Below are 19,720 nucleotides of genomic sequence, written 5' to 3' on the forward strand. Positions count from 1 at the left end.
ATCGCACCGATGGGTAATACCCCCACGATGCGGCGCCAGGCCGGGGACCCGGAATCTGACCGGTCCGTTGGCAGCCGCGGTGCGGCGCAGCCACAAATGTGTTTCGTGTATTGAGCGTTCCACTGGAGCGCCTCGATGATGGAGGACAATGTGACTTCTGCCAACACCAACACCAACACCAACAAGGTCCGCAAGGCCGCAGCTCTCGGTCTCGCCGTCCTCGGTATCGGCGGTTTGACCCTGGCTTCCGCAGCCCAGCTGAACATGGGCACCGGGAGCCTGGGCGCAGGGACAACAGTAGTCGCCAGCTGCCAGCCTGAGGGCCAGCCGATTGGCGTTGATTTCGAGAGCAGCTTTGTAGCCACCGACGGGGAATACAAGGCGACCAGCCTCAACCTGACGTCCATTGCCGAAGCCTGCAACGGCTTGGACTACAAGGTGACCGTCACTGACAGCAGCGGGAACGCCCTCGACCAGGAAGCAACCGGAAAAGTCGCCGGCACTTCTCTGAATGTACCGCTGCGGGATGTTTCGGCCGAAGACGTCAGCAACGTTGCGGTAGTTATCAACTCCTAGCGGAGGGTGACCGTGCCTATCCACCGTCACCGGCCCTTCGCCGGCGTGCCCCGGGCACGCCGGCCCCGGCCGTTCTTCCGGAGCCTGATTGTGCTTGCCCTCCTCGCAGGACTGGGGTACCTCTTCTGGCCCTCGTCATTGGGCGGATGCAGCACCCTAACGATCGTTTCCGGTCATTCCATGGACCCCACCTACGCCACAGGTGACTTGGTGTGGTCGCGTTGCGGCGATCCCGCCGTCGGCGATGTCGTGGTCTACACGCCGTCGGATGCCGACGGCGCCAGGGTGATCCACCGGATCATCGGCGGCAACGGCACGGACGGCTGGATCCTGCAGGGCGACAACAACGACTTCCTGGATCCGTGGCACCCGGACAATTCGGAAATTCTGGGCATTGCCACCGTGCACATCCCCGGGCTGGGCAGCATCCTGTACAGCCTGGGGAACACGTGGGTTTGGGCTTCGCTGCTCATCATCGCCGCGGCAATCTTCCTCTGGCCCGAGTCGGCGCCCAGCGGGGCCGATTCTTCGAAAGAACCTGACCCATTAGGGGATACCTTGCCCCCGGAGTCCCCGCAGGCGGTCGACGATGAAATGAAAGGAGCACTGCTGTGAACGGATACCGCCCGGCTGCAGCGAAGTCCCGGTTCGGACCGCTGTTGTTAGCGGTAGTCCTTGCCGTGCTGGCAATGCTCCCTGCTTTGACGGCGGCCCCGGGTGCAGCTGCCCGGCTTCCCCTGGAGCCGGCGAACTTCACGAGCGTCTCTGTTGCGGACAGGTGCACTGAATCCGTGCAGGCAACCCACGAGACAGCCGCCACCGGAAAAGTCACCACGGTTACGCTGTCAGGTTTGGGAGCGGCATGCGACGGACGGGAACTTGAGCTGACCCTGTACGGAGCGCGCGGCGAGGCCCTGACCAGCGGAAGGGCGCCGGTGGCGACAGGGAACGGTGAATCAATGGGCGTAACCGTTCCGGCCTACACTCCGGCTGAGGTTGCAGGGATAGCCGTCACGGTCGGAAGCTGGGGTGTTCCGGCAACGTGGTCCTATACCTTCCCCGCGGAAAAGCCGTTGGCGGAGTGCACGGTCCTCAACGATCCGACAGGGGCCAAGACCTGCGAGGTAAAGGACATCCGCGTCGATGCGTGGGGCTACCCGGACATCGACAGCTACAACCTCTATGCCACGGTGGAGAGCCCTTCCGGGGACCAGGATGTGGAGTGGGAACTCGAGATCAACCTTGCAGACCCCGAATTCAAGGTCCTCGCCAATCTTGCGGACAGCAATAATGACGTGACGTTGTCCCCGGGATGGACCTGTTCATCAATGCCGATGCTCAAGCTGCGGGGACGGGATGAAGTGAACAGCCGGTACATTGGCGGCGGTAAGACCGTGACGGTGTGGGTGCAGGGCAAGTCCGTATCGGACCAGGCCGGAGGCGGTAACCTCTTCAACTGCTCCTGATGCCGGCCGGGCGTACCGAAACTCAGGCCTGCAGGCAACTGGCCTCCGGAATTCAGCAACCGGCGGAGTTCCCTTACCCTCGGCTGGGTTTAGTGCAACACTTGCGGCGTCACTGCTACTACTCCGTATATCGTTTTGGGGCCGCCATGCGAACACGCCACAGCCGGATTCCGCCGAGCCGGCCTTTGTCCGGTGCGGATTGTCGGACCGGTTACCGGCCTGCCCGGAATGCCGTCCGGGCCGCTGCCGCGGCATTGGCCTGCGCGGTGATGCTGTCCATGGCTGCATGCGGGCCCACGGCGGAGCAGCTAAACGCACGGGAAAGCGTTACCAGTCCCGCCTCCATTCCACAGGCACCCGAACCACGTACGGTTGTGCCCACGCCTGATGCGCCGGCCGCACCAAGCCCGGAACCGCCGCCAGCACCGGAACCCATGAAAGTGGGTGTCAGCGGGAGTCAGGCAGGCATGTCACAGCCGGTTCAGGATGCCTGCCAGTTCCTGCTTCGGCGGGATGAGGCACGGATGCCGGCCGCGGAAGCAGGGGATTGTGTGCGGGCGGCCATGACCGCCGGCGGAGGCGGAACGCAAACCCTCACGACGTCGTCGAGCTGGATACCGCAGGGGACACACACCATTGAGTTCACGACGGCACCGGACTTCTCACTCACTCTTGAGAGTACGGACACCAATTTGCGCGTGACGTCAGGAGCTGGCGGAGCAAGCGTGGATACCGGGAACGGCAGGGTGGGCGCCAGGGAAAGCGGAACGCCCGAGGAAGCCTATGCGGCAGTGCTGGCCCACGCTGCCGAGCTCACCGTGAATCCGGACCGCGTTGCCCAAATGCTGGACGGCACAGATTCCGTCGAGGTGGACTATGAAGCGGTCCTGGACGGTGCGGTCCGCACCAAAATCAGCGGCTACCGTTCGGTGGACGCGGCGGCGGATGACATGATGCCCGCTGCGGTAACGCTGTGGCTTGACGACTGGTACCGCCCGGTCCGGTTTGAACTCATGGGCCAGGCCAGGGGCATCGCGTCAAGCATCACGGCGGTCAACAGCGCCTGGGCGTCCTAACCGCGGCCCGTCCGCCGGCTTAACCCGCGGCCCCGGATGCGGTATGCTGAATTGCTGATCCCTGTGCATGCACTTTGCTGTGCGGTGCGGGGGCATTCCAAGCTTTCAACCACCAGTGCCTGGCAAAATCCAGGCACCAAAAGAAGGTAATACATTGAAGTCTGATATCCACCCCAAGTACGGCCCGGTTGTTTTCCGCGATCTCGCGTCCGACACCTCGTTCCTGACCAACTCCACGGCTACGTCCGCCAAGACGATCGAGTGGGAAGACGGCAACACCTACCCCCTCATCGAGGTGGAAATCTCCTCCGCGTCGCACCCGTTCTACACGGGCAAGCAGCGCATCATGGACTCCGCCGGCCGTGTCGAGCGCTTCAACGCCCGCTTCAAGGGCTTCGGCGGCAAGAAGTAATTCGTTCGTAAAGAACAGCACAGGTTCTAGACTAAGAAGACCCGCCCGGCGTTTCCGGGCGGGTCTTTTTACATGCGGAGAAGGAAACGGAAATGAGCAGCAGAGAACAGGACAGCGGCCGACTGCACGGAGAGTTCAAGGTGGTTGGCGGGAAACTCGTGGTGGTGGACCTGGAAGTCCGCGACGGAAAGCTTGCAGACGTCTCGCTCAGCGGAGACTTCTTCCTGGAACCGGACGATGCACTGGCGGATATCAACGCCGCGCTGGAGGGACTCCCGGCTGACGCAACCGGCGCGGACATTGCCGCAGCAGTCCGGGCGAACCTGCCGTCCGACGCCGTCCTGTTCGGCTTCTCTCCGGAGGCCATTGCCACCACCGTCCGCCGGGCCCTGGCCAAGGCCACGGGGTGGAATGACCACCAGTGGGAAATCATCGGCCCCACGCCGCTGCCCACCGCCATGCACGTAGCCATGGACGAGGTGCTGGCCGAAGAGGTTGGCTCCGGCAAGCGGAATCCCACGCTGCGGTTCTGGGAGTGGGAGGCGCCGTCAGTGGTGATCGGCAGCTTCCAATCGCTGCGCAACGAAGTGGATCCGCAGGGTGCGCAGAAGCACGGTGTGACGGTGGTGCGCCGTATTTCCGGCGGTGGAGCCATGTTCATGGAACACGGCAACGCCATCACCTATTCGATCTACGTTCCGCAGTCCCTGGTGGACGGGCTCAGCTTTGCCGAGTCCTATCCCTTCCTGGACGCCTGGGTGATGGAATCGCTGGAGAAACTTGGCATCAAGGCCTGGTACCAGCCGCTCAATGACATCGCCACTGATCAGGGCAAAATAGGCGGGGCCGCCCAGAAGCGCTTCAGCAGCGGCGGCATGCTGCACCACGTCACGATGTCCTATGACATTGACGCCGACAAGATGCTTGAAGTCCTGCGGATCGGCAAGGAAAAACTTTCCGACAAGGGCACCACCAGCGCCAAGAAGCGTGTTGATCCGCTGCGCCGCCAAACCGGGCTGACCCGGGAAGAAATCATCAGGACGATGATGGAGACCTTCAGTACGCGCTACGGTGCGGTGCCGGCCGGCATCACGGATGAGGAGATGGCCCTGGCGGAAAAGAAGGTGGCGGAAAAGTTCGGCACCGAGGAATGGCTCAACCGCGTTCCCTGACCGTCCCGGCATCATTGTGCCGGCAGATACCCCGGCACGGTGATGCTGCTGTTCCCCGTGCCGTCCCTGCCCTAGACTGCCGAGCATGGAAAAAAAGTCCCTCACCGCATTGGCGCGGAACCAGCTGCAGATCGCCGGCGAAGCATCCAGCGGGCGCAGCGCCCAGACGGTTTACGGCGGTTCCGAACACGTGCTCCGGCAAACCGTCATCGCCCTGAGCGCCGGATTCATCCTGGACGAGCATGACAATCCCGGTGAGGCGACCATCCATGTGCTCAAAGGACGTGTCCGGCTGCTGGCGGAAGGCCACTCCTGGGAAGGATCCGCCGGGGACCTGCTGATAGTGCCCCAGGCACGGCACTCCCTGGAGGCCGTGGAGGACTCAGCGGTGCTGCTGACCGTGGCCAAACTGGACCGCTGAGCCCCCTGCCGCCTGACGGGCCGGCTAGCGGCCGGCCGCCTGGGCGCGGAGCGCCCGCAGCAGCTGGTCCTGCTGCTCGATAATGATCCGCCGCAGGGCTGCCGGTGCCTGCGGGTTGGCTTCGAGCCAGTCCATGCTTGCCACCAGGACAGGGTGGTCGGCGGGAACCATGTGCTCCGGCAAATCCTGCGCCCCGGGGAAGAGCCCGGTCACTACCCGGCTGGCCTGCCCGATGCTGCGTGAGCTCCAGACGAGTGTGAGCGAAGCGAAGTAATCCGCGGAGAAGGCCGAGAGCATGTCGATGCTGCCGATCGTGAATCCCTCAATGGTGGCCGAGAGCAGCTGGTTGGAGAGGTCGTCAGAGTGCACGGCGTCCTGCCAGGCAGCGGCTTTCACCGCAGGCTCGGGGAAGGCTGCCGCCGCAGTGGTGTAGCCAACCCGGCCCGAGGCCGTGGTGTCGCGCTCCAGTTCCGCTTCCAGCTCGGCACGGGCGGCATTTCCGCCGGCGGCCAGCGCCTGCCACAGCAGCCAGCGCAGGTCCGAGTCAACGGTGAGCCCGGGTACGGTGACTGTTCCCTGCAGGAGACCGCGCAGCAGCTCCGTGCGGGAGGTGCTGTGCCGGCCCAGCATGGCGGCACTGCGGGCCCAGACCAGCTGGCGGTCACTGCCGGGCTCGGCCTCGTGAAGCTGGTCAACCACCAGTGAGTAGAGAATTTCCCGCAGATCGCTGCGGTCCTCGGCCGGTGCATACCGCTCCACGGCGAACCGGGAGTTGTCCAGGAGGACCTGCAGCACGCCGGAGCCCGTCTCCGCCGGGGCAGCGTGCACAATCAGCCGCAGATAGTCGCGGGCACTGATAATCCCGTCCCGGACGCCGTTCCACAGTGCGGAGAAGCACACGGCGCGGGCCAGCGGGTCAGGGATGCGGCCCAGGTCCTGCATCAGGACGTGCAGCGAATCGGAGTCGAACCGGACCTTGGCGTAGGTCAGGTCATCGTCATTGAGCAGCAGCAGGGCAGGACGTGCCTTGCCCTCCAGCTCGGGAACCGCCGTGCGGGGACCGTCAACGTCAATTTCCACGCTGCCGGTGCGGACCAGGGCACCCGCAGCATCCGGGTTGTAGAGGCCGATCCGCAGGCGGTGCGGCCGGGGAACCTGTTCCCCGCTGACGGGGTCGGGTGCGTTCTGGACGATCGTGAGCGAAGTGATGACGCCGTCGTCGTCCGTTTCCAGCTCCGGGGTCAGCAGCGGAACACCCGCCGTCTGGAGCCACAGCCGCGACCAGACACCCATGTCCCGGCCCGAAGCCTCGCTCAGGGCAGTGAGCAGGTCTGAAAGAGTGGTGTTGCCGTAGGCATGGTTCCGGAAGTAGCCGCGTGCTGCTTCGATAAACGCATCGAAGCCCACGTAGGCCACCAGCTGCTTGAGCACGGAGGCGCCCTTGGCGTACGTGATGCCGTCGAAGTTCTGCTTGGCAGCTTCCAGATCGGTAATGTCCGCCACGATTGGATGCGTGGTGGGCAGCTGGTCCTGAGTGTACGCCCAGGCCTTGCGGCGGTTGGCGAAGCTGACCCACGAGTTGGTGAATCCGGTGGCCCGGTCCACGGCCAGCGCGCCCATGTAGTCGGCGAAGGATTCCTTCAGCCACAGGTCATCCCACCATTTCATGGTCACGAGGTCACCGAACCACATGTGCGCCATCTCGTGCAGGATCGTGTTGGCCCGCGCCTCGTACTGCGCTTCGGTGGCTTTGGACCGGAAGACGTAGGACTCCGTGAAGGTCACCAGGCCCGGGTTTTCCATGGCACCGAGGTTGTACTCGGGCACAAAGGCCTGGTCATATTTGCCGAACGGGTAGGGGTAGTCAAACAGTTCGTGGAAGTAGGCCAGGCCCTGTTTGGTGATCTCGAAGATGTTCTGCGGGTCAAAATGTTCGGCCAGCGAGGACCGGCAGTAAGCGCCCAGGGGAATGTCCAGCACGGAACCGTCCGGCAGGGTGGCGGACCAGGCGTCTTCGGCTTTGAAGTACGGGCCGGCCAGAACCGTGGTGATGTACGTGGAAATGCGCTGAGTGGGGGCAAAGTCCCAGCGTCCCAGGCCGCCGTCGAGCTCCGTGCGGCGGGTTTCGACACCGTTGGAGGCAACTTCCCAGGCCAGCGGCGCGGTGACGTGGAACGTAAAGCCGGCCTTGAGGTCCGGCTGCTCGAAGTTGGCGAATACCCGCCGGGCGTCGGCCGGCTCGTACTGCGTGTAGAGGTAGGTGCGGCCGTCAGCCGGATCAGTGAACCGGTGCATTCCTTCGCCGCTGCGGCTGTACAGGGCAGTGCCCTCCACCGTGACCGTATTTTCGGACTCCAGCCCCGGAAGGTGGACGCGTGAGCCCGCAACCGCCGTGTCGAGGGGAAGTTCCCGGCCGTTCAGGACCACCGAGCGGACACCTCCGTGGATGAAGTCCAGGAAGGTTGAGGCACCCGGCTCGGTACAGCGGAAGGTGATGGTGCTGCGGGAACGGAAGCCCGCACTTTCCGGATCTTCCGCACTGCTCAGGTCTAGATCGACATCGTAGGCGTCAACGGATATGAGGGCGGAGCGGGCGGCGGCTTCATCACGGCGCAGATTTTGGTTCGACACACGTTCATTCAATCACCTCCCGTGGTTTGCCGCGGTCCGCCCCGGCGGAGCCGCGCCTAGTCCGCCCGGGGTCCGGCCGACTGACAGCCGGTCCACCACAGAGGAAAAGGACAGTGAGGCCAGCAGGATGAAGTACGGGATGTACAGGTACAGAAAGCGGGCCCGGCCTTCGGACAGGAGCAGGAACACGAGCAGGCCTAACAGCGCAATGCGCAGGGCAGAGACTTCCGGCCGCATCAGTGTCGGGGCGCGGAGGAACAGGGGCACCGACACGAGCCCCAGAACAGCGAACCACGTTCCCTGCCACAGCGTGAAGAGCCGCGGAAATCCTGGATTCCCGTAACCGAAGATGTCCTGGATGCTCTGGTCAGCAGGGGCATCGGACACAAAATCGTCCCCGTCCAGGACTCCTTCGCCCGAGGCAAAGAACGAGCCGTCCCCGGTGATCCACAACAGTTTGTTGTTGAGGGAAGAAGCGGATCCGCCCGGGCCCATGGCCGCGACGCGCTCAGCATAAACGTTCAGTCCCTGCTGGAACTTCTCGCGCGGATCGTCCGCGGCTGCGGTGCTGCGGACGTCGGCGTCGTTGTAGCTCCCGTACAGCGGGCCGTATTTCCCGGGCACCGCCTGCGCACCCACCTTCAGGAAGTGGGTGGGCGGAAGGGCATTCGGGTTGGCTTCAACATTGAACCCCACAGCCGTTCCCTGCTGCTCGGCCGCAGTGATGAGCCGGTGCCCGGCAAAGAAGCTCCCGGCTACCACCATAGCGCCAAGGAGGAGAACCGGGGCCCCGCGGCCCCGTCCGCGCAGTGCCGGGGAACAGGCCGCAGTGATGCCGGCAGCCAGCAGACAGATCAGCACTGTCGGTTTGATTCCGTACCCTATGGCGCCCGCCGTCCCGGCAAGGAACCACAGCGGTATCCGTGCCGCCAGGCCGGCGGCACGCTGCGCGGCCAGCAGCAGGCACAGGATCAGGACGGGAAACACCAGTCCCGCGGAATCCGGGTAGAAAACTCCCAGCCACGGTGAGAGCAGCACGAAGATGGTGGACGGCAGCAGCGTGAAGGCGGCAAGGGTTCGCCCGCCGAGCATGCGTGCCGCCGCATAGGTCAGGGCGATGCCCGCGAAGAGCACGACGGCGTTCAAAAAGGCGGTTGCCGTTTCCAGGTTGGTGATGCCAAGGGAGGTGACGAAACTGAACCAGGCCGCCAGCAGCAGGGTCAGCAGGATGTTGTTGGGATTCAGGGAAAAATAGCCGTAGTCGATGGTCTCCCGGGTCCCCAGAGCCAAACCGGCAGCTGACGTGAAAACGGCGTGGGCATCCCAATCGGCGGGCAGCCGCACGGCGCGGAAACAGAAGGTTGCCCGCCAGGCTCCACAGGATTATTGCGCAGAACGCCAGCCCGGCTGCTGCCGGGAGCAGGCTGTAGCTCCGCCTTTTCGTGCTGCCGGCTGCCGGGACACCCTTCACGGAGACACCCTTCATGGATACCCCCTGGGCCAACCTCATCATGAGCCGCTGCGCACCTGGTGAAGGCAGCAGATTGATCGCTGGCAACAGTAGGGGGCGCGGCGGTGGGCGGCAAGGACCCGGCGCTTCCCGGCAGGGCTACGGGGACAGGATGACGGCGAGGCCCAGTCCCAGTGCACCGATGAGGAACCAGGAGGCGAGCGCCGCTGAGAGTGCCCTGGCCCCGGAGACAAACAGTGCCCGGAACCGTACCGCCGCACCCAGTGCAAACAGTGCAGCCGCGAACAGGATTTCCTGGGCCAGGGCAGCGGCCGCCAGGATGCCTTCCGGAACCATCCCCGTGGTCCGCAGGACAATCAGCGCCAGGAACCCGGCCACAAACAGGGGTACCAGCGGAGGGCGCTTCCCGGGTGCTCCGTCCGCTCCCTGGGTAGCCGGGCGCTTAATGATCCCCGCCGCAGCAGTCACCGGCGCCAGCAGGACCACCCGGGCCAGCTTGACGACGACGGCGGCCGCGAGCGCCGCCGTACCGGCGGTCTGAGCCGTGGCCACCACCTGTCCGACGTCGTGGACCGAAGCGCCCGCCCAGATGCCGAAGGTCTCGGCGGGCAGGCTCATCAGCGTTCCCAGCAGCGGGAGAACCCCGATGGCCAGTGTCCCGCACAGCGTGACCAGTGCTATCGGCACTACGGTGTCCTCCTGCTTCACCCTTCTGGCAGCGGCCACTGCTCCGACAGCGGATACCCCGCAGATGGAGAAGCCCGAGGCGATCAGCAGGGGCTCCGCGCCCGGGAGGCGGAAAGCCCGGCAGATCGCGTACGTGCCCGCAAAGGCCACGCCAACCAGTGCCGCGATCAGGAGCAGGGCAGCCCAGCCAAGGCCGGCAATATCCACCAGCGACACTTTGAGTCCCAGCAGTACGATCCCTAAGCGCATAAACTTCCGCGCGGCCAGGGACAGCCCCGGTTTGAGCGGGCCGGCCACAGCCGAAGATATTCCCGGCACGTTGGCGGCCACCAGCCCGAGCACCACTGCTGCGGTCAGGACCGGCAGTCCGGGAAGGACCAGGTGTGCCAGATAGGCCGGGACAACGGCGGCGGCGGCAAGCAGGACTCCGGGCAGCACAGATGTCCGGGCAGCGGGGGAAGCTGCAGGGGAGGGAGAGGCGTTCACGGTTCCACCCTGCCGCAGAAGAGGGTTCCGGCAAAACGGTGTCTGCCGGCGGCGGTGTTTGGCCGGCCCCGGGCCGCCTGGACCCGGTGGGGGATTCGGACCTGTGTGGCCTTTGTTACAGTGAAAAGATCCCCTAGTTTTCGAGGCACGATGGCTGATCTGCAGCAAACACCGGAGTATCCCTGGACCCGGACCCCCGAACAGGCGGCGGCGGAGCTGGACGTCTCGCCGGCCGAAGGGCTCAGCACCGGGGAGGTCCGGAGCCGGCTTCTCCGTTACGGCCGCAACGAGCTCGCGGCGGGCCGGAAAGTTCCCGCCTGGCAGAAGATCCTGCACCTGCTGGCGGACCGGCTGATCCTGGTGCTGATCGCCGCCGCCGTCATCAGCGCCGTCGTGTCCCGTGAGTGGGAGACACCGGTGGTTATCCTGGTGGTGATCGCCCTGAACACCACACTGAACTACGTCCAGGAGCAGCGCGCGGAAAACAGCCTGGAGGCACTGCGCAGCACAGCGGTCTCCGTTGCCACCGTCCGCCGGGACGGAATTGCGGTGGACGTTCCGCGCACCGAACTGGTCCCCGGCGACGTGGTGCTCCTGGAGGCGGGAGACACGGTCCCCGCCGACGGACGCCTTCTGAACGCGGTTCGCCTGCAGGTGGCGGAAGCGGCGCTGACCGGCGAGTCCCAGCCCGTCAACAAGTCCGCGGCGGTCCTGTCCGATCCCGAGCTGCCGGTGGCGGACCGTACCAACATGCTGTACATGGACACCGACGTCAGCCGGGGGCGGGCTGAGCTGCTGGTGACCGGGACGGGAATGAACACCCAGATCGGGCGGATCGCGCATCTGCTCGGTTCCACGGCGGAAGAGAAAACCACTCTGCAGCGCAGCATTGACCAGCTGGCCCGGCTGCTGACCTACGTGGCGCTGATCGTGGTGGCGGTGGTGTTCATCCTTGGCCTGCTGCGCGGGGACAGCTGGGAGGACCTGTTCCTGACGGCGGTCTCACTGGCGGTGGCCACCATTCCTGAGGGACTGACCGCCGTTGTTGCCTTCACCCTGGCGATGGGAGCCTCCCGCCTGGCGGCCCGCGGAGCCATCATCAAACAGCTGTCAGCCGTGGAAACCCTGGGCAGCACCTCCCAGATATGCACCGACAAGACAGGCACCCTGACCCTGAACGAGATGACGGTGCGGTCCCTGTATACCGCCTCCGGCCGCATGTTCCGGGTCTCCGGTTCCGGATATTCCACGGAAGGGGCGGTGCTCAGCGCGGACGGGCGCCCGGCGCCGGCACTGTCTGTCGCCTTCCTTGGTTTCGCACTGTGCAATGACGCCTCAGTGCGCGACGGCGTCCTCACCGGTGACCCCACCGAGGGGGCGCTGGTGGTCCTTGCCGAGAAGGGAGGCATCGATGCCGAAGGTGCACGTGCGTCACATCCCCGCATTGCGGAGGTTCCCTTTGATTCGGACTACAAGTTCATGGCCACCTTCAACCGGCGGCCGGCGGATGAGGAAGCCGGACACGGCCCGGGTCCGGACCACGAGGTTTTCTGCTACGTCAAGGGGGCGCCCGGGGTGCTCCTGGAACGCTCCCGGTTCGTGGCCACTGCCGATGGCAGACGTCAGCTCCTGCCCGAAGACCGCCGCCGCATCAGCGATGAAGTGACAGCGCTGGCGGAACGGGGCCTGCGCACCATGGCTGTTGCCGGCCGGCCGGTGAACGAACCTCTGCCCGAGGACCCCGACGAGCTTCGGGACTCCGTGGCGGACCTGACCCTTTACGCCGTGGCGGGCATCATGGACCCGCCCCGCAGCGAGGCGGCGGAAGCCATAGCCCGGGCCCACGAAGCGGGGATCAGCGTGCACATGATCACCGGGGACCACCTGGTCACCGCCTCGGCCATTGCCCGGGACCTGGGGATCAGCGGCGAAGCTGTCTCCGGTGCGGAGCTGGACCGTCTCGACGATGCGCAGCTGCAGCGGCGCGCACCCGGTTACGGGGTGCTGGCGCGGGTGTCGCCCGAGCACAAGATCCGGATGGTCTCCGCGCTGCAGGCCGACGGCGCGGTGGTTGCCATGACCGGCGACGGCGTCAATGACGCTCCGGCCCTGAAGCGGGCGGATATCGGTATTGCCATGGGCATTACGGGCACGGATGTGTCCAAAGGTGCGGCAAAAATGATCCTGACCGACGACAACTTTGCCACGATTGTTGCCGCGGTCCAGGAAGGCCGGGGGATCTACGACAACATCATCAAGTTTGTCCGGTTTCAGCTCACCACGGCCTGGGGGTTCGTGCTCATCTTCCTGGCCGCGGCTGCTTTTTCGCTGGCCGGCGGAGCACCCTTCACAGCCCTGCAGATCCTCTGGGTCAATATCATCATGGACGGCCCGCCGGCACTGGCTCTCGGCGTGGATCCGGCGGACCGGGGCCTGATGAAGCGCCCGCCCAGGCCCGCGCGGGAACCGCTGCTGACCGGACGGCGGATCCTGCAGATCCTGACAATGGGACTGGTGATGGCCGCGGGCACCTGCACCGTCTTGTACCTGGCTCCGCAGATGTACCCGGAAAGCGCGGGAGATCCGCTCTTCGCCACCACGCTGGCCTTCACCACGTTTGTCTTCTACCAGGTGTTCAACCTGCTCAATGTCCGGTCCGCGAACGGGAGCGTGTTTGCCTGGCAGACTTTCACGAACCGGGCCGTCTGGGTGTCGCTGGCCGGCGTCGTCGTCCTGCAGATCCTGGTGGTCCAGCTTGGGGTCCTGCAGGGACTCTTTGACACCACGGACCTGACCTCGGGCCAGTGGTTCCTGGCCATCGGCGTGGGTTCCACCGTGCTGTGGGTCTCGGAGATCCGCAAAGCCGTATCCCGCTTCCGGGAACGGGACACGGCTGCGGCGTAGTTCCGGCTTACCAGGGTGAAGGCTTGTAGTCCTTCAGGAAGACCCCGTACTGGTCCTCGCCGGCCTCACCCATGACAATCGGGTCATAAACGCGGGCGGCGCCGTCCACCAGGTCCAGGGGAGCGTGGAAGCCTTCCTCGGCCAGACGCACCTTCGTGGGGTGGGGACGCTCGTCGGTGATCCAGCCGGTGTCCACGGCGGTCATCAGGATGCCGTCGGTTTCCAGCATCTCCCCGGCACTGGTTCGGGTCAGCATATTCAGCGAGGCCTTGGCCATGTTGGTGTGCGGATGTCCCGGGCCCTTGTACCGGCGGCTGAACTGGCCCTCCATGGCGGAGACGTTCACGATGTACTTGCGCCGTGCCGGCGAAGCTGCCATGGCCGGGCGCAGCCGGTTGACCAGCAGGAACGGGGCGGTGACGTTGCAGAGCTGAACTTCCAGCATTTCCAGCGGCTCCACCTGATCCACCACCTGGGTCCAGGAGTTGATCGGCGCGGTGTCCGGGACCAGGCCGCCGGCATCAATAGCCGTTCCGGCGTTCAGTTTCTCCAGCGAGGAGGAGCCTGCGGTCAACGCCAGTGAAGTAACGGCGTCGCCGGCCAGCACCGGATGCTCGGCAATCGAACCCGCCAGCGCGGTGGGGTGGGCGTTGTAGGTGTTGCCGAAGGTGACCAGCTCCGGCATGACCGCGGCCTCCGGCAGCGCTTCAAGCTCGGCATCCATCAGGGGCTGGTAGGCGTTGGAGGACCGGCGCACCGTCTGGGCGGCGTTGTTGATCAGGATGTCCAGGGGGCCGGCCTCGGCCACGGATTCGGCCAGCGAGATGACCTGCGCCGGATCACGCAGGTCAATGCCTACGATCTTCAGGCGGTGCAGCCAGTCCGCCGAGTCTTCCATGGCGGCGAAGCGGCGCGCAGCGTCCTTCGGGAAACGGGTGGTGATGGTGGTGTGCGCACCGTCGCGCAGCAGCCGCAGGGCGATGTACATGCCGATCTTGGCCCGGCCCCCGGTCAGGAGGGCGCGTTTGCCGGTCAGATCGGTGGTGGCATCACGCTTGGCGTGGCTGAAGGCGGCGCACTCCGGGCAGAGCTGGTGGTAGAAGGCGTCCACCACGGTGTAGGGCTGCTTGCAGATGTAGCAGTTGCGGGGCTTGAGCAGCGTACCGGCGGATGGCCCGTGGGCCGAGGTCTTCAGCTGGGCGCCGCGGGTTTCGTCATCAATGCGGTCGGATGCTCCGGTGGCCGTCAGAGCGACGACGGCGCGGTCCGCCTCGGCGACGGCGGAACGCTTTTCATTCTTCCGGTGCTTCTTGACGGACTTGAACATCTTGGCGGTGGCGCGTCGGACGGCAACGTAGTCCGGGTCTTCCTCATCCAGGACATGGATGGAGGACAGGACCCGCAGGGTGGCGGCGAGGTCTTCGGGGCTCAGGTCGGGGGTGCTCATGTAAATCGTTTCTGCTGTGAATCGGCGCCGGCGGTGGACACGGCGAAGGCATTCGTGATGCCATCCGACCTTACAACGAAACGCCGCGGCACCCCGTATCGGGGGTGCCGCCGCGGTTGAAGATCACAACGGGCGGATCCGCCCGTGTTCCGGTATCCGAATGGCCCTAGGCCGGTGCTGCCTCGGGTTCAGGTTCGGGGAGGGTGACCTTTTGCCCCTTGCTGAGCACTGTCAGCCCGGACTCGGTGATGGTGAAGCCGCGCGCCAGGTCAAGCTCACGGTCAACGCCGATGGTGGCTCCGGGCGGAACCTGCACGTTCTTGTCGATGATGGCACGGCGGATAACTGCGCCCTCACCCACCCGCACGTTGTCCATCAGCACCGAGTCGGACACCACGGCGTTGGAGGCCACATATACATCCTGGGCCAGCACCGATCCGGTGACGGTGCCGCCGGAGATGACGGTGCCGTCGGAAACGATCGAGTCAAGGGCGGTGCCGGCCTGGTCGGAGGCGCTGCGCACAAACTTGGCCGGCGGGGAAATGCTCTGCCGGGTGTAGATGGGCCACTGGAGGTTGTACAGGTTGAACGCCGGCAGGGGAGAAATCAGGTCCATGTTGGCGTCGTAGTAGGAATCGAGTGTACCCACGTCCCGCCAGTACTGGTGATCGCTGCCCGTGGCCCCGGGGATGATGTTGTGTGAGAAGTCGTAGACCGCGGCATCGTCGCGTTCCACGAAGTAGGGGATGATGTCCCCGCCCATGTCGTGCTTGGTGATCAGGCGTTCGGCGTCCACCTTCAGGGCTTCCACCAGTGCATCCGTGTTGAAGACGTAGTTGCCCATTGAGGCCAGGAACATGTCCGGATCATCCGGAAGTCCGGGAGTGGTGGCGGGCTTTTCGACGAAGGCTCCGATCATGCCCGGACGTTCGGGGTCGGTCTCGATGACGCCGAACTGGTCCGCCAGGTGCAGCGGCTGCCGGACGGCGGCAACGCTGACCGAGGCACCGGATTGGATGTGGGCTTCCACCATTTGGGAGAAGTCCATCCGGTACACGTGATCCGCACCGATCACCACCACAATGTCCGGCTGCGCGTCGTCGATCAGGTTCATCGACTGATAGATCGCGTTGGCGCTTCCCAGGAACCAGCTCTTGCCTACGCGCTGCTGAGCAGGCACCGAGGCCACGTAGTTCCGCAGCTGGGTGGAGAGCCGCCAGGTCTCCGAAATGTGCCGGTCCAGGCTGTGGGATTTGTACTGGGTCAGGACCACGATCTGCAGGTAGCCCGAATTCACCAGATTGGACAGTGCGAAGTCGATGAGCCGGTACCGTCCGGCAAACGGAACTGCGGGTTTTGCCCGGTCCGCGGTGAGGGGCATAAGGCGTTTGCCTTCCCCGCCGGCAAGGACAACGGCCAGGACCTTCTTTGGCGCCATTTTGTTATTCCCCTGTTTTCGTTACTTGTTATCTCATGCAGCTTGTGACGAATTACTGCGGCGTTTGGGTCCGCGGTTATAAGTGTGCTGTTCTTCAGACTAGATCACTGCCGCGCCCGTGCACTACGTTGGTTTAGTGCGAGTAGATATTGTGTCCAAGGAATTCCCGCCCGAAATCTATGGCGGGGCAGGTGTCCACGTTGCTGAACTGAGCCGTGTGCTGGCTGAGTACGTTGACCTTCACGTCCACTGCTTCGGAGTTCCGAGGGCGGCCGATTACCACGGTGCATCCGTGAGGGCCTATGGTGTTCCGGCAGAACTGGATGCCTCCAACCCGGCGGTTCAGACGCTGGGCACCGACCTGGAAATCCTCCAGGGACTGGAGGGTGCGGACCTGGTCCACTCCCATACCTGGTACGCCAATATGGCCGGACACCTGGGTTCCCTCCTGTACGGCATTCCCCACGTGCTCAGCGCCCACAGCCTGGAGCCGCTGCGTCCCTGGAAAGCCGAGCAGCTGGGCGGCGGCTACGCACTGTCCTCCTGGGTCGAGAAGACAGCGTACGACGCCGCAGCCGCCATCATTGCCGTGTCCGAAGGCATGCGGCAGGACATTCTGCGCAGCTATCCCGAGGTGGACCCGGCCAAGGTGCGCGTGGTGCATAACGGGATCGACGTCGAACTCTGGCATCCCGACGCTGATCCTGCCGGAATTGCGGCGCTCGGCATTGACCCGGAGCGGCCGAGTGTGGCCTTCGTTGGGCGCAACACGCGCCAGAAGGGGCTCCCGTATCTCCTGCGGGCCGCCGCTCTGCTGCCGCCCGAGGTCCAGCTCATACTCTGCCTGGGCGCTGCCGACACCCCCGAACTCGCGGCGGAAACCGCCGCGCTGATTGAGGAACTGCGGGCCAGGCGCAGCGGCATTGTCGTCATTGAACGGATGCTCCCGCGCGATGAACTGATCAAAGTCCTCAGCTCGGCCACCGTGTTTGCGTGCCCGTCCATTTACGAACCGCTCGGCATCGTTAACCTGGAGGCCATGGCGTGCGGCACGGCCGTCGTCGCCAGCGCCACGGGTGGCATCCCGGAAGTCGTGGACCACGGGGTGACGGGGCTGCTGGTACCCATTGACCAGGTCACCGACGGCACCGGAATTCCGCTGGATCCCGAAGCCTTTGTCCGTGATTTTGCCGCCGCGCTCACCGAAGTGGTGACGGACCCGGACCGGGCACAGGCGATGGGGGAGGCCGGACGGCGCCGCGCCACGGAGCACTTCTCCTGGGGGTCCATCGCCAAGTCCACGCTGGAGGTCTACCGCTCGGTGCTGCCGGCAGCTGCCTCCCGGGTTTAAACACGGAAGGCCCGAACCGCCCTGCGGTTCGGGCCCCCGCGCAGGGCTTAGCGCCTGGCCTTGGCGGCCTGCTTTTTGCGCTGGATCAGGATCTTCTCATCCACCGGGGCAGCGCCGCTGGCACGCAGCAGCCGCTGGTACTCCATGGCTTCATCCTGGCGGGCCTTCTCCGCGCCGGAGGCGATCTTGGACCGCAGGTGCTCCGGACCGTAGCCGAAGGAATCGACCAGATCCAGGGCATGCGGGCGGATCTTGGCCAGCAGCCGGTTGATGTACGGACCCAGGGTGCGGGCGCGCTGGGCGGAAAGACGCCCGTTCATCAGGTACCAGCCCAGGTTCTTCTCGATCAGGCACAGGCCGAACAGGTCACGGACCCAGGTCATGACCTGGCGGGTTCCGGCGTCTTCAATCCGCTCCAGACCGCGGGTGAAGGCCTCCCACTGGAGCAGTTCCGCGTGGGCGCGGGCCGCTTCGATCAGCGCATGCTGGTTGGCATTGAACACCTCGGCGCCCTTGTCCTTGGGCAGTCCGCGGGCGGCCTTCAGGGCGCCGGCCACCTCAGCCACCATGGTGCCCACGCGGTCAGTCAGCAGATCGCGCTGGGTCTTGGGATCGCGGAGGGCAACGGCCGATTTCTTTTCGGATCCGGTATCGGCGAACGCCTGGACAATCTGGCGCAGCCCGGTGCGGTGCATCGTGCGGTCAGTGGCCTGCCCGACGGCGTAGCGGGCCAGGACGCCGAAGTCGGCGCCGGCAAATTCCTTGGCATAGTCGGCCAGGAGGCGCTTGGCCACCAGCTGGAGCAGCACGGTGTTGTCGCCTTCGAAGGTGGCGTAGATGTCCAGGTCCGCACGCAGTGCGGTGAAGCGGTTTTCGGACAGGAAGCCGGCGCCGCCGGTGGCCTCACGGCACTCCTGCAGCGTGTCCAGGGCGTGCCAGGTGGACAGGGACTTCAGCGCGGCAGCGAGGGTCTCCAGATCCTGGCGGTCCTCGTCGGTATCGTGCGCACCGGAGAAGACGTCGTCGAACTTCTGCAGCAGTTCGTCGTGGGCGAAGGAAGCGGCGAAGGTGCTGGCCAGGCGCGGCAGCAGGCGCCGCTGGTGCTGCTGGTAGTCCATCAGCACCTCTTCCCTGATGTCCGAAGCGGCATTGAACTGGCGGCGTTCCGTGCCGTACTGGATGGCGGTCTTGAGGGCCATCTTGCTGGCGGCCACTGCGGCGCCGTCCAGGGACACCCGCCCCTGGACCAGGGTGCCGATCATGGTGAAGAAGCGGCGCCCGGGGCTTTCGATGGAAGACGTATAGGTGCCGTCCGCTGCCACGTCGCCGTACTTGTTGAGCAGGTTGGTGCGCGGGATGCGGACGTTGGCGAAGTGCAGCCGGCCGTTGTCGATGCCGTTCAGGCCGCCCTTGACGCCGTCGTCCTCCCCGCCCACGCCCGGCAGGAAGCCGTTGTCATCACGCAGTTCAACGTAGAACGCGTGGACACCGTGGTCCACGCCCTTTGTGATGAGGTGGGCAAAAACGACGGCGGCCTTGCCGTTCACGGCGCCGTTGCCGATGTAGTCCTTCCACGCGGCACGGAAGGGAGTGTTGATAATGAATTCTTCTTTTTCCACGTCATATTCGGCCGTGGTGGCGATGCTGGCCACATCGGAACCGTGGCCGGTCTCGGTCATGGCGAAGCAGCCCGGGATTTCCAGGCTCATGATGCCCGGCAGCCACTTTTCGTGGTGTTCCCGGTTGCCCAAGTGCAGGACGGCCGAGCCGAAGAGGCCCCACTGAACACCCGCTTTGATCTGCAGGGAAGGATCGGCCACCACGAGTTCTGCGAAACCGGCGACGTTGCCGCCGTGGTTGTCCTCGCCGCCCACGTACTCCGGGAAGGCGCGGTGCACGGCTTTGGAATCGACCAGCACCTTCAGCTGGGTCATGACCCGTTCGCGGTGTTCCGTGTGGGTCAGGCCTGCGGGAGTGTGAAGTTCTTCGCGGCCGGCGAGCTCACGGGCCTGGAGCCGGATGTCGGCCCACTTGCCCAGCAGGGCGCGGCTCAGCGCGTCCACGTCGACGACGGCGCTGTCATCGTCGCGTACTGAACTCGCGGGGATCGGGCGTGCGGACTTGGAGACTGTCTGCGTCATTGCGTGTCCTTCTTGTGGTTGTGGTGCCGTGGGAAGCGGTG

14 protein-coding genes and 1 pseudogene are annotated in these 19,720 nt (G+C 65.2%); 9 read left to right on the forward strand and 6 right to left on the reverse strand.

Annotated features, from left to right (window positions below):
* Positions 1 to 150 precede the first annotated feature (150 nt).
* From QMA10_RS00780 to QMA10_RS00810, 7 genes are all read left to right on the forward strand, one after another.
* Positions 151 to 576 (forward strand): hypothetical protein, encoded by a 426-nt coding sequence (locus QMA10_RS00780; protein WP_290165183.1) that lies wholly within the window; start codon positions 151 to 153, stop codon positions 574 to 576.
* A 12-nt stretch (positions 577 to 588) separates the two neighbouring features.
* The gene (locus tag QMA10_RS00785) at positions 589 to 1,191 is read left to right on the forward strand and encodes a S24/S26 family peptidase (RefSeq protein WP_290165185.1); all 603 of its coding nucleotides are present in this window, start codon (positions 589 to 591) and stop codon (positions 1,189 to 1,191) included.
* The gene (locus QMA10_RS00790; protein WP_290165188.1) at positions 1,188 to 2,042 is read left to right on the forward strand and encodes a hypothetical protein; all 855 of its coding nucleotides are present in this window, start codon (positions 1,188 to 1,190) and stop codon (positions 2,040 to 2,042) included. The genes QMA10_RS00785 and QMA10_RS00790 overlap by 4 nt, the downstream gene beginning before the upstream one ends.
* Positions 2,043 to 2,509: 467 nt before the next feature.
* Positions 2,510 to 3,118, forward strand: coding sequence for a hypothetical protein (locus QMA10_RS00795; RefSeq protein ID WP_290165190.1), 609 nt, complete (start codon positions 2,510 to 2,512; stop codon positions 3,116 to 3,118).
* A 154-nt stretch (positions 3,119 to 3,272) separates the two neighbouring features.
* Positions 3,273 to 3,530 (forward strand): type B 50S ribosomal protein L31, encoded by a 258-nt coding sequence (locus QMA10_RS00800; protein ID WP_104054223.1) that lies wholly within the window; start codon positions 3,273 to 3,275, stop codon positions 3,528 to 3,530.
* Positions 3,531 to 3,622: 92 nt separating this feature from the next.
* The gene (locus QMA10_RS00805; protein WP_290165193.1) at positions 3,623 to 4,702 is read left to right on the forward strand and encodes a lipoate--protein ligase family protein; all 1,080 of its coding nucleotides are present in this window, start codon (positions 3,623 to 3,625) and stop codon (positions 4,700 to 4,702) included.
* A gap of 85 nt (positions 4,703 to 4,787) precedes the next feature.
* A complete protein-coding gene (locus QMA10_RS00810) occupies positions 4,788 to 5,123 on the forward strand; it encodes a cupin domain-containing protein (RefSeq protein ID WP_290165195.1) in 336 nt (111 codons plus the stop codon).
* A 24-nt stretch (positions 5,124 to 5,147) separates the two neighbouring features.
* Here QMA10_RS00810 and pepN read toward each other — a convergent pair whose 3' ends face one another.
* The 3 genes from pepN to QMA10_RS00825 all read right to left on the reverse strand — a co-directional run bounded on the left by pepN (position 5,148) and on the right by QMA10_RS00825 (position 10,398).
* Positions 5,148 to 7,754, reverse strand: coding sequence for an aminopeptidase N (pepN, locus tag QMA10_RS00815; protein WP_290165197.1), 2,607 nt, complete (start codon positions 7,752 to 7,754; stop codon positions 5,148 to 5,150).
* A 12-nt stretch (positions 7,755 to 7,766) separates the two neighbouring features.
* Complete coding sequence (locus QMA10_RS00820; protein ID WP_290165199.1) at positions 7,767 to 9,098, reverse strand: hypothetical protein; 1,332 nt, start codon at positions 9,096 to 9,098, stop codon at positions 7,767 to 7,769.
* Between the two features lie 265 nt (positions 9,099 to 9,363).
* Positions 9,364 to 10,398: a putative sulfate exporter family transporter gene (locus tag QMA10_RS00825; protein ID WP_290165202.1), complete on the reverse strand. Its 1,035-nt coding sequence runs from the start codon at positions 10,396 to 10,398 to the stop codon at positions 9,364 to 9,366.
* Between the two features lie 150 nt (positions 10,399 to 10,548).
* Here QMA10_RS00825 and QMA10_RS00830 point away from each other — a divergent pair, with 150 nt between their 5' ends.
* Complete coding sequence (locus QMA10_RS00830; RefSeq protein WP_290165205.1) at positions 10,549 to 13,302, forward strand: cation-translocating P-type ATPase; 2,754 nt, start codon at positions 10,549 to 10,551, stop codon at positions 13,300 to 13,302.
* A gap of 7 nt (positions 13,303 to 13,309) precedes the next feature.
* On the opposite strand, the gene QMA10_RS00835 is transcribed toward QMA10_RS00830, so the two are convergent.
* Both QMA10_RS00835 and glgC read right to left on the reverse strand, forming a co-directional pair.
* Complete coding sequence (locus tag QMA10_RS00835) at positions 13,310 to 14,749, reverse strand: SDR family oxidoreductase (RefSeq protein ID WP_290165207.1); 1,440 nt, start codon at positions 14,747 to 14,749, stop codon at positions 13,310 to 13,312.
* A gap of 190 nt (positions 14,750 to 14,939) precedes the next feature.
* Positions 14,940 to 16,187 (reverse strand): annotated as a pseudogene (glgC, locus tag QMA10_RS00840) (glucose-1-phosphate adenylyltransferase); the annotation flags it as partial.
* A gap of 136 nt (positions 16,188 to 16,323) precedes the next feature.
* Here glgC and glgA point away from each other — a divergent pair.
* Complete coding sequence (gene glgA, locus QMA10_RS00845; protein ID WP_290165209.1) at positions 16,324 to 17,538, forward strand: glycogen synthase; 1,215 nt, start codon at positions 16,324 to 16,326, stop codon at positions 17,536 to 17,538.
* A 47-nt stretch (positions 17,539 to 17,585) separates the two neighbouring features.
* Here the strand turns inward: glgA and QMA10_RS00850 are convergent, their stop codons facing one another.
* Complete coding sequence (locus QMA10_RS00850) at positions 17,586 to 19,679, reverse strand: acyl-CoA dehydrogenase (RefSeq protein WP_290165211.1); 2,094 nt, start codon at positions 19,677 to 19,679, stop codon at positions 17,586 to 17,588.
* Positions 19,680 to 19,720 lie beyond the last annotated feature (41 nt).

The organism is Arthrobacter sp. APC 3897, assembly GCF_030407495.1.
GTDB lineage: Bacteria > Actinomycetota > Actinomycetes > Actinomycetales > Micrococcaceae > Arthrobacter_B.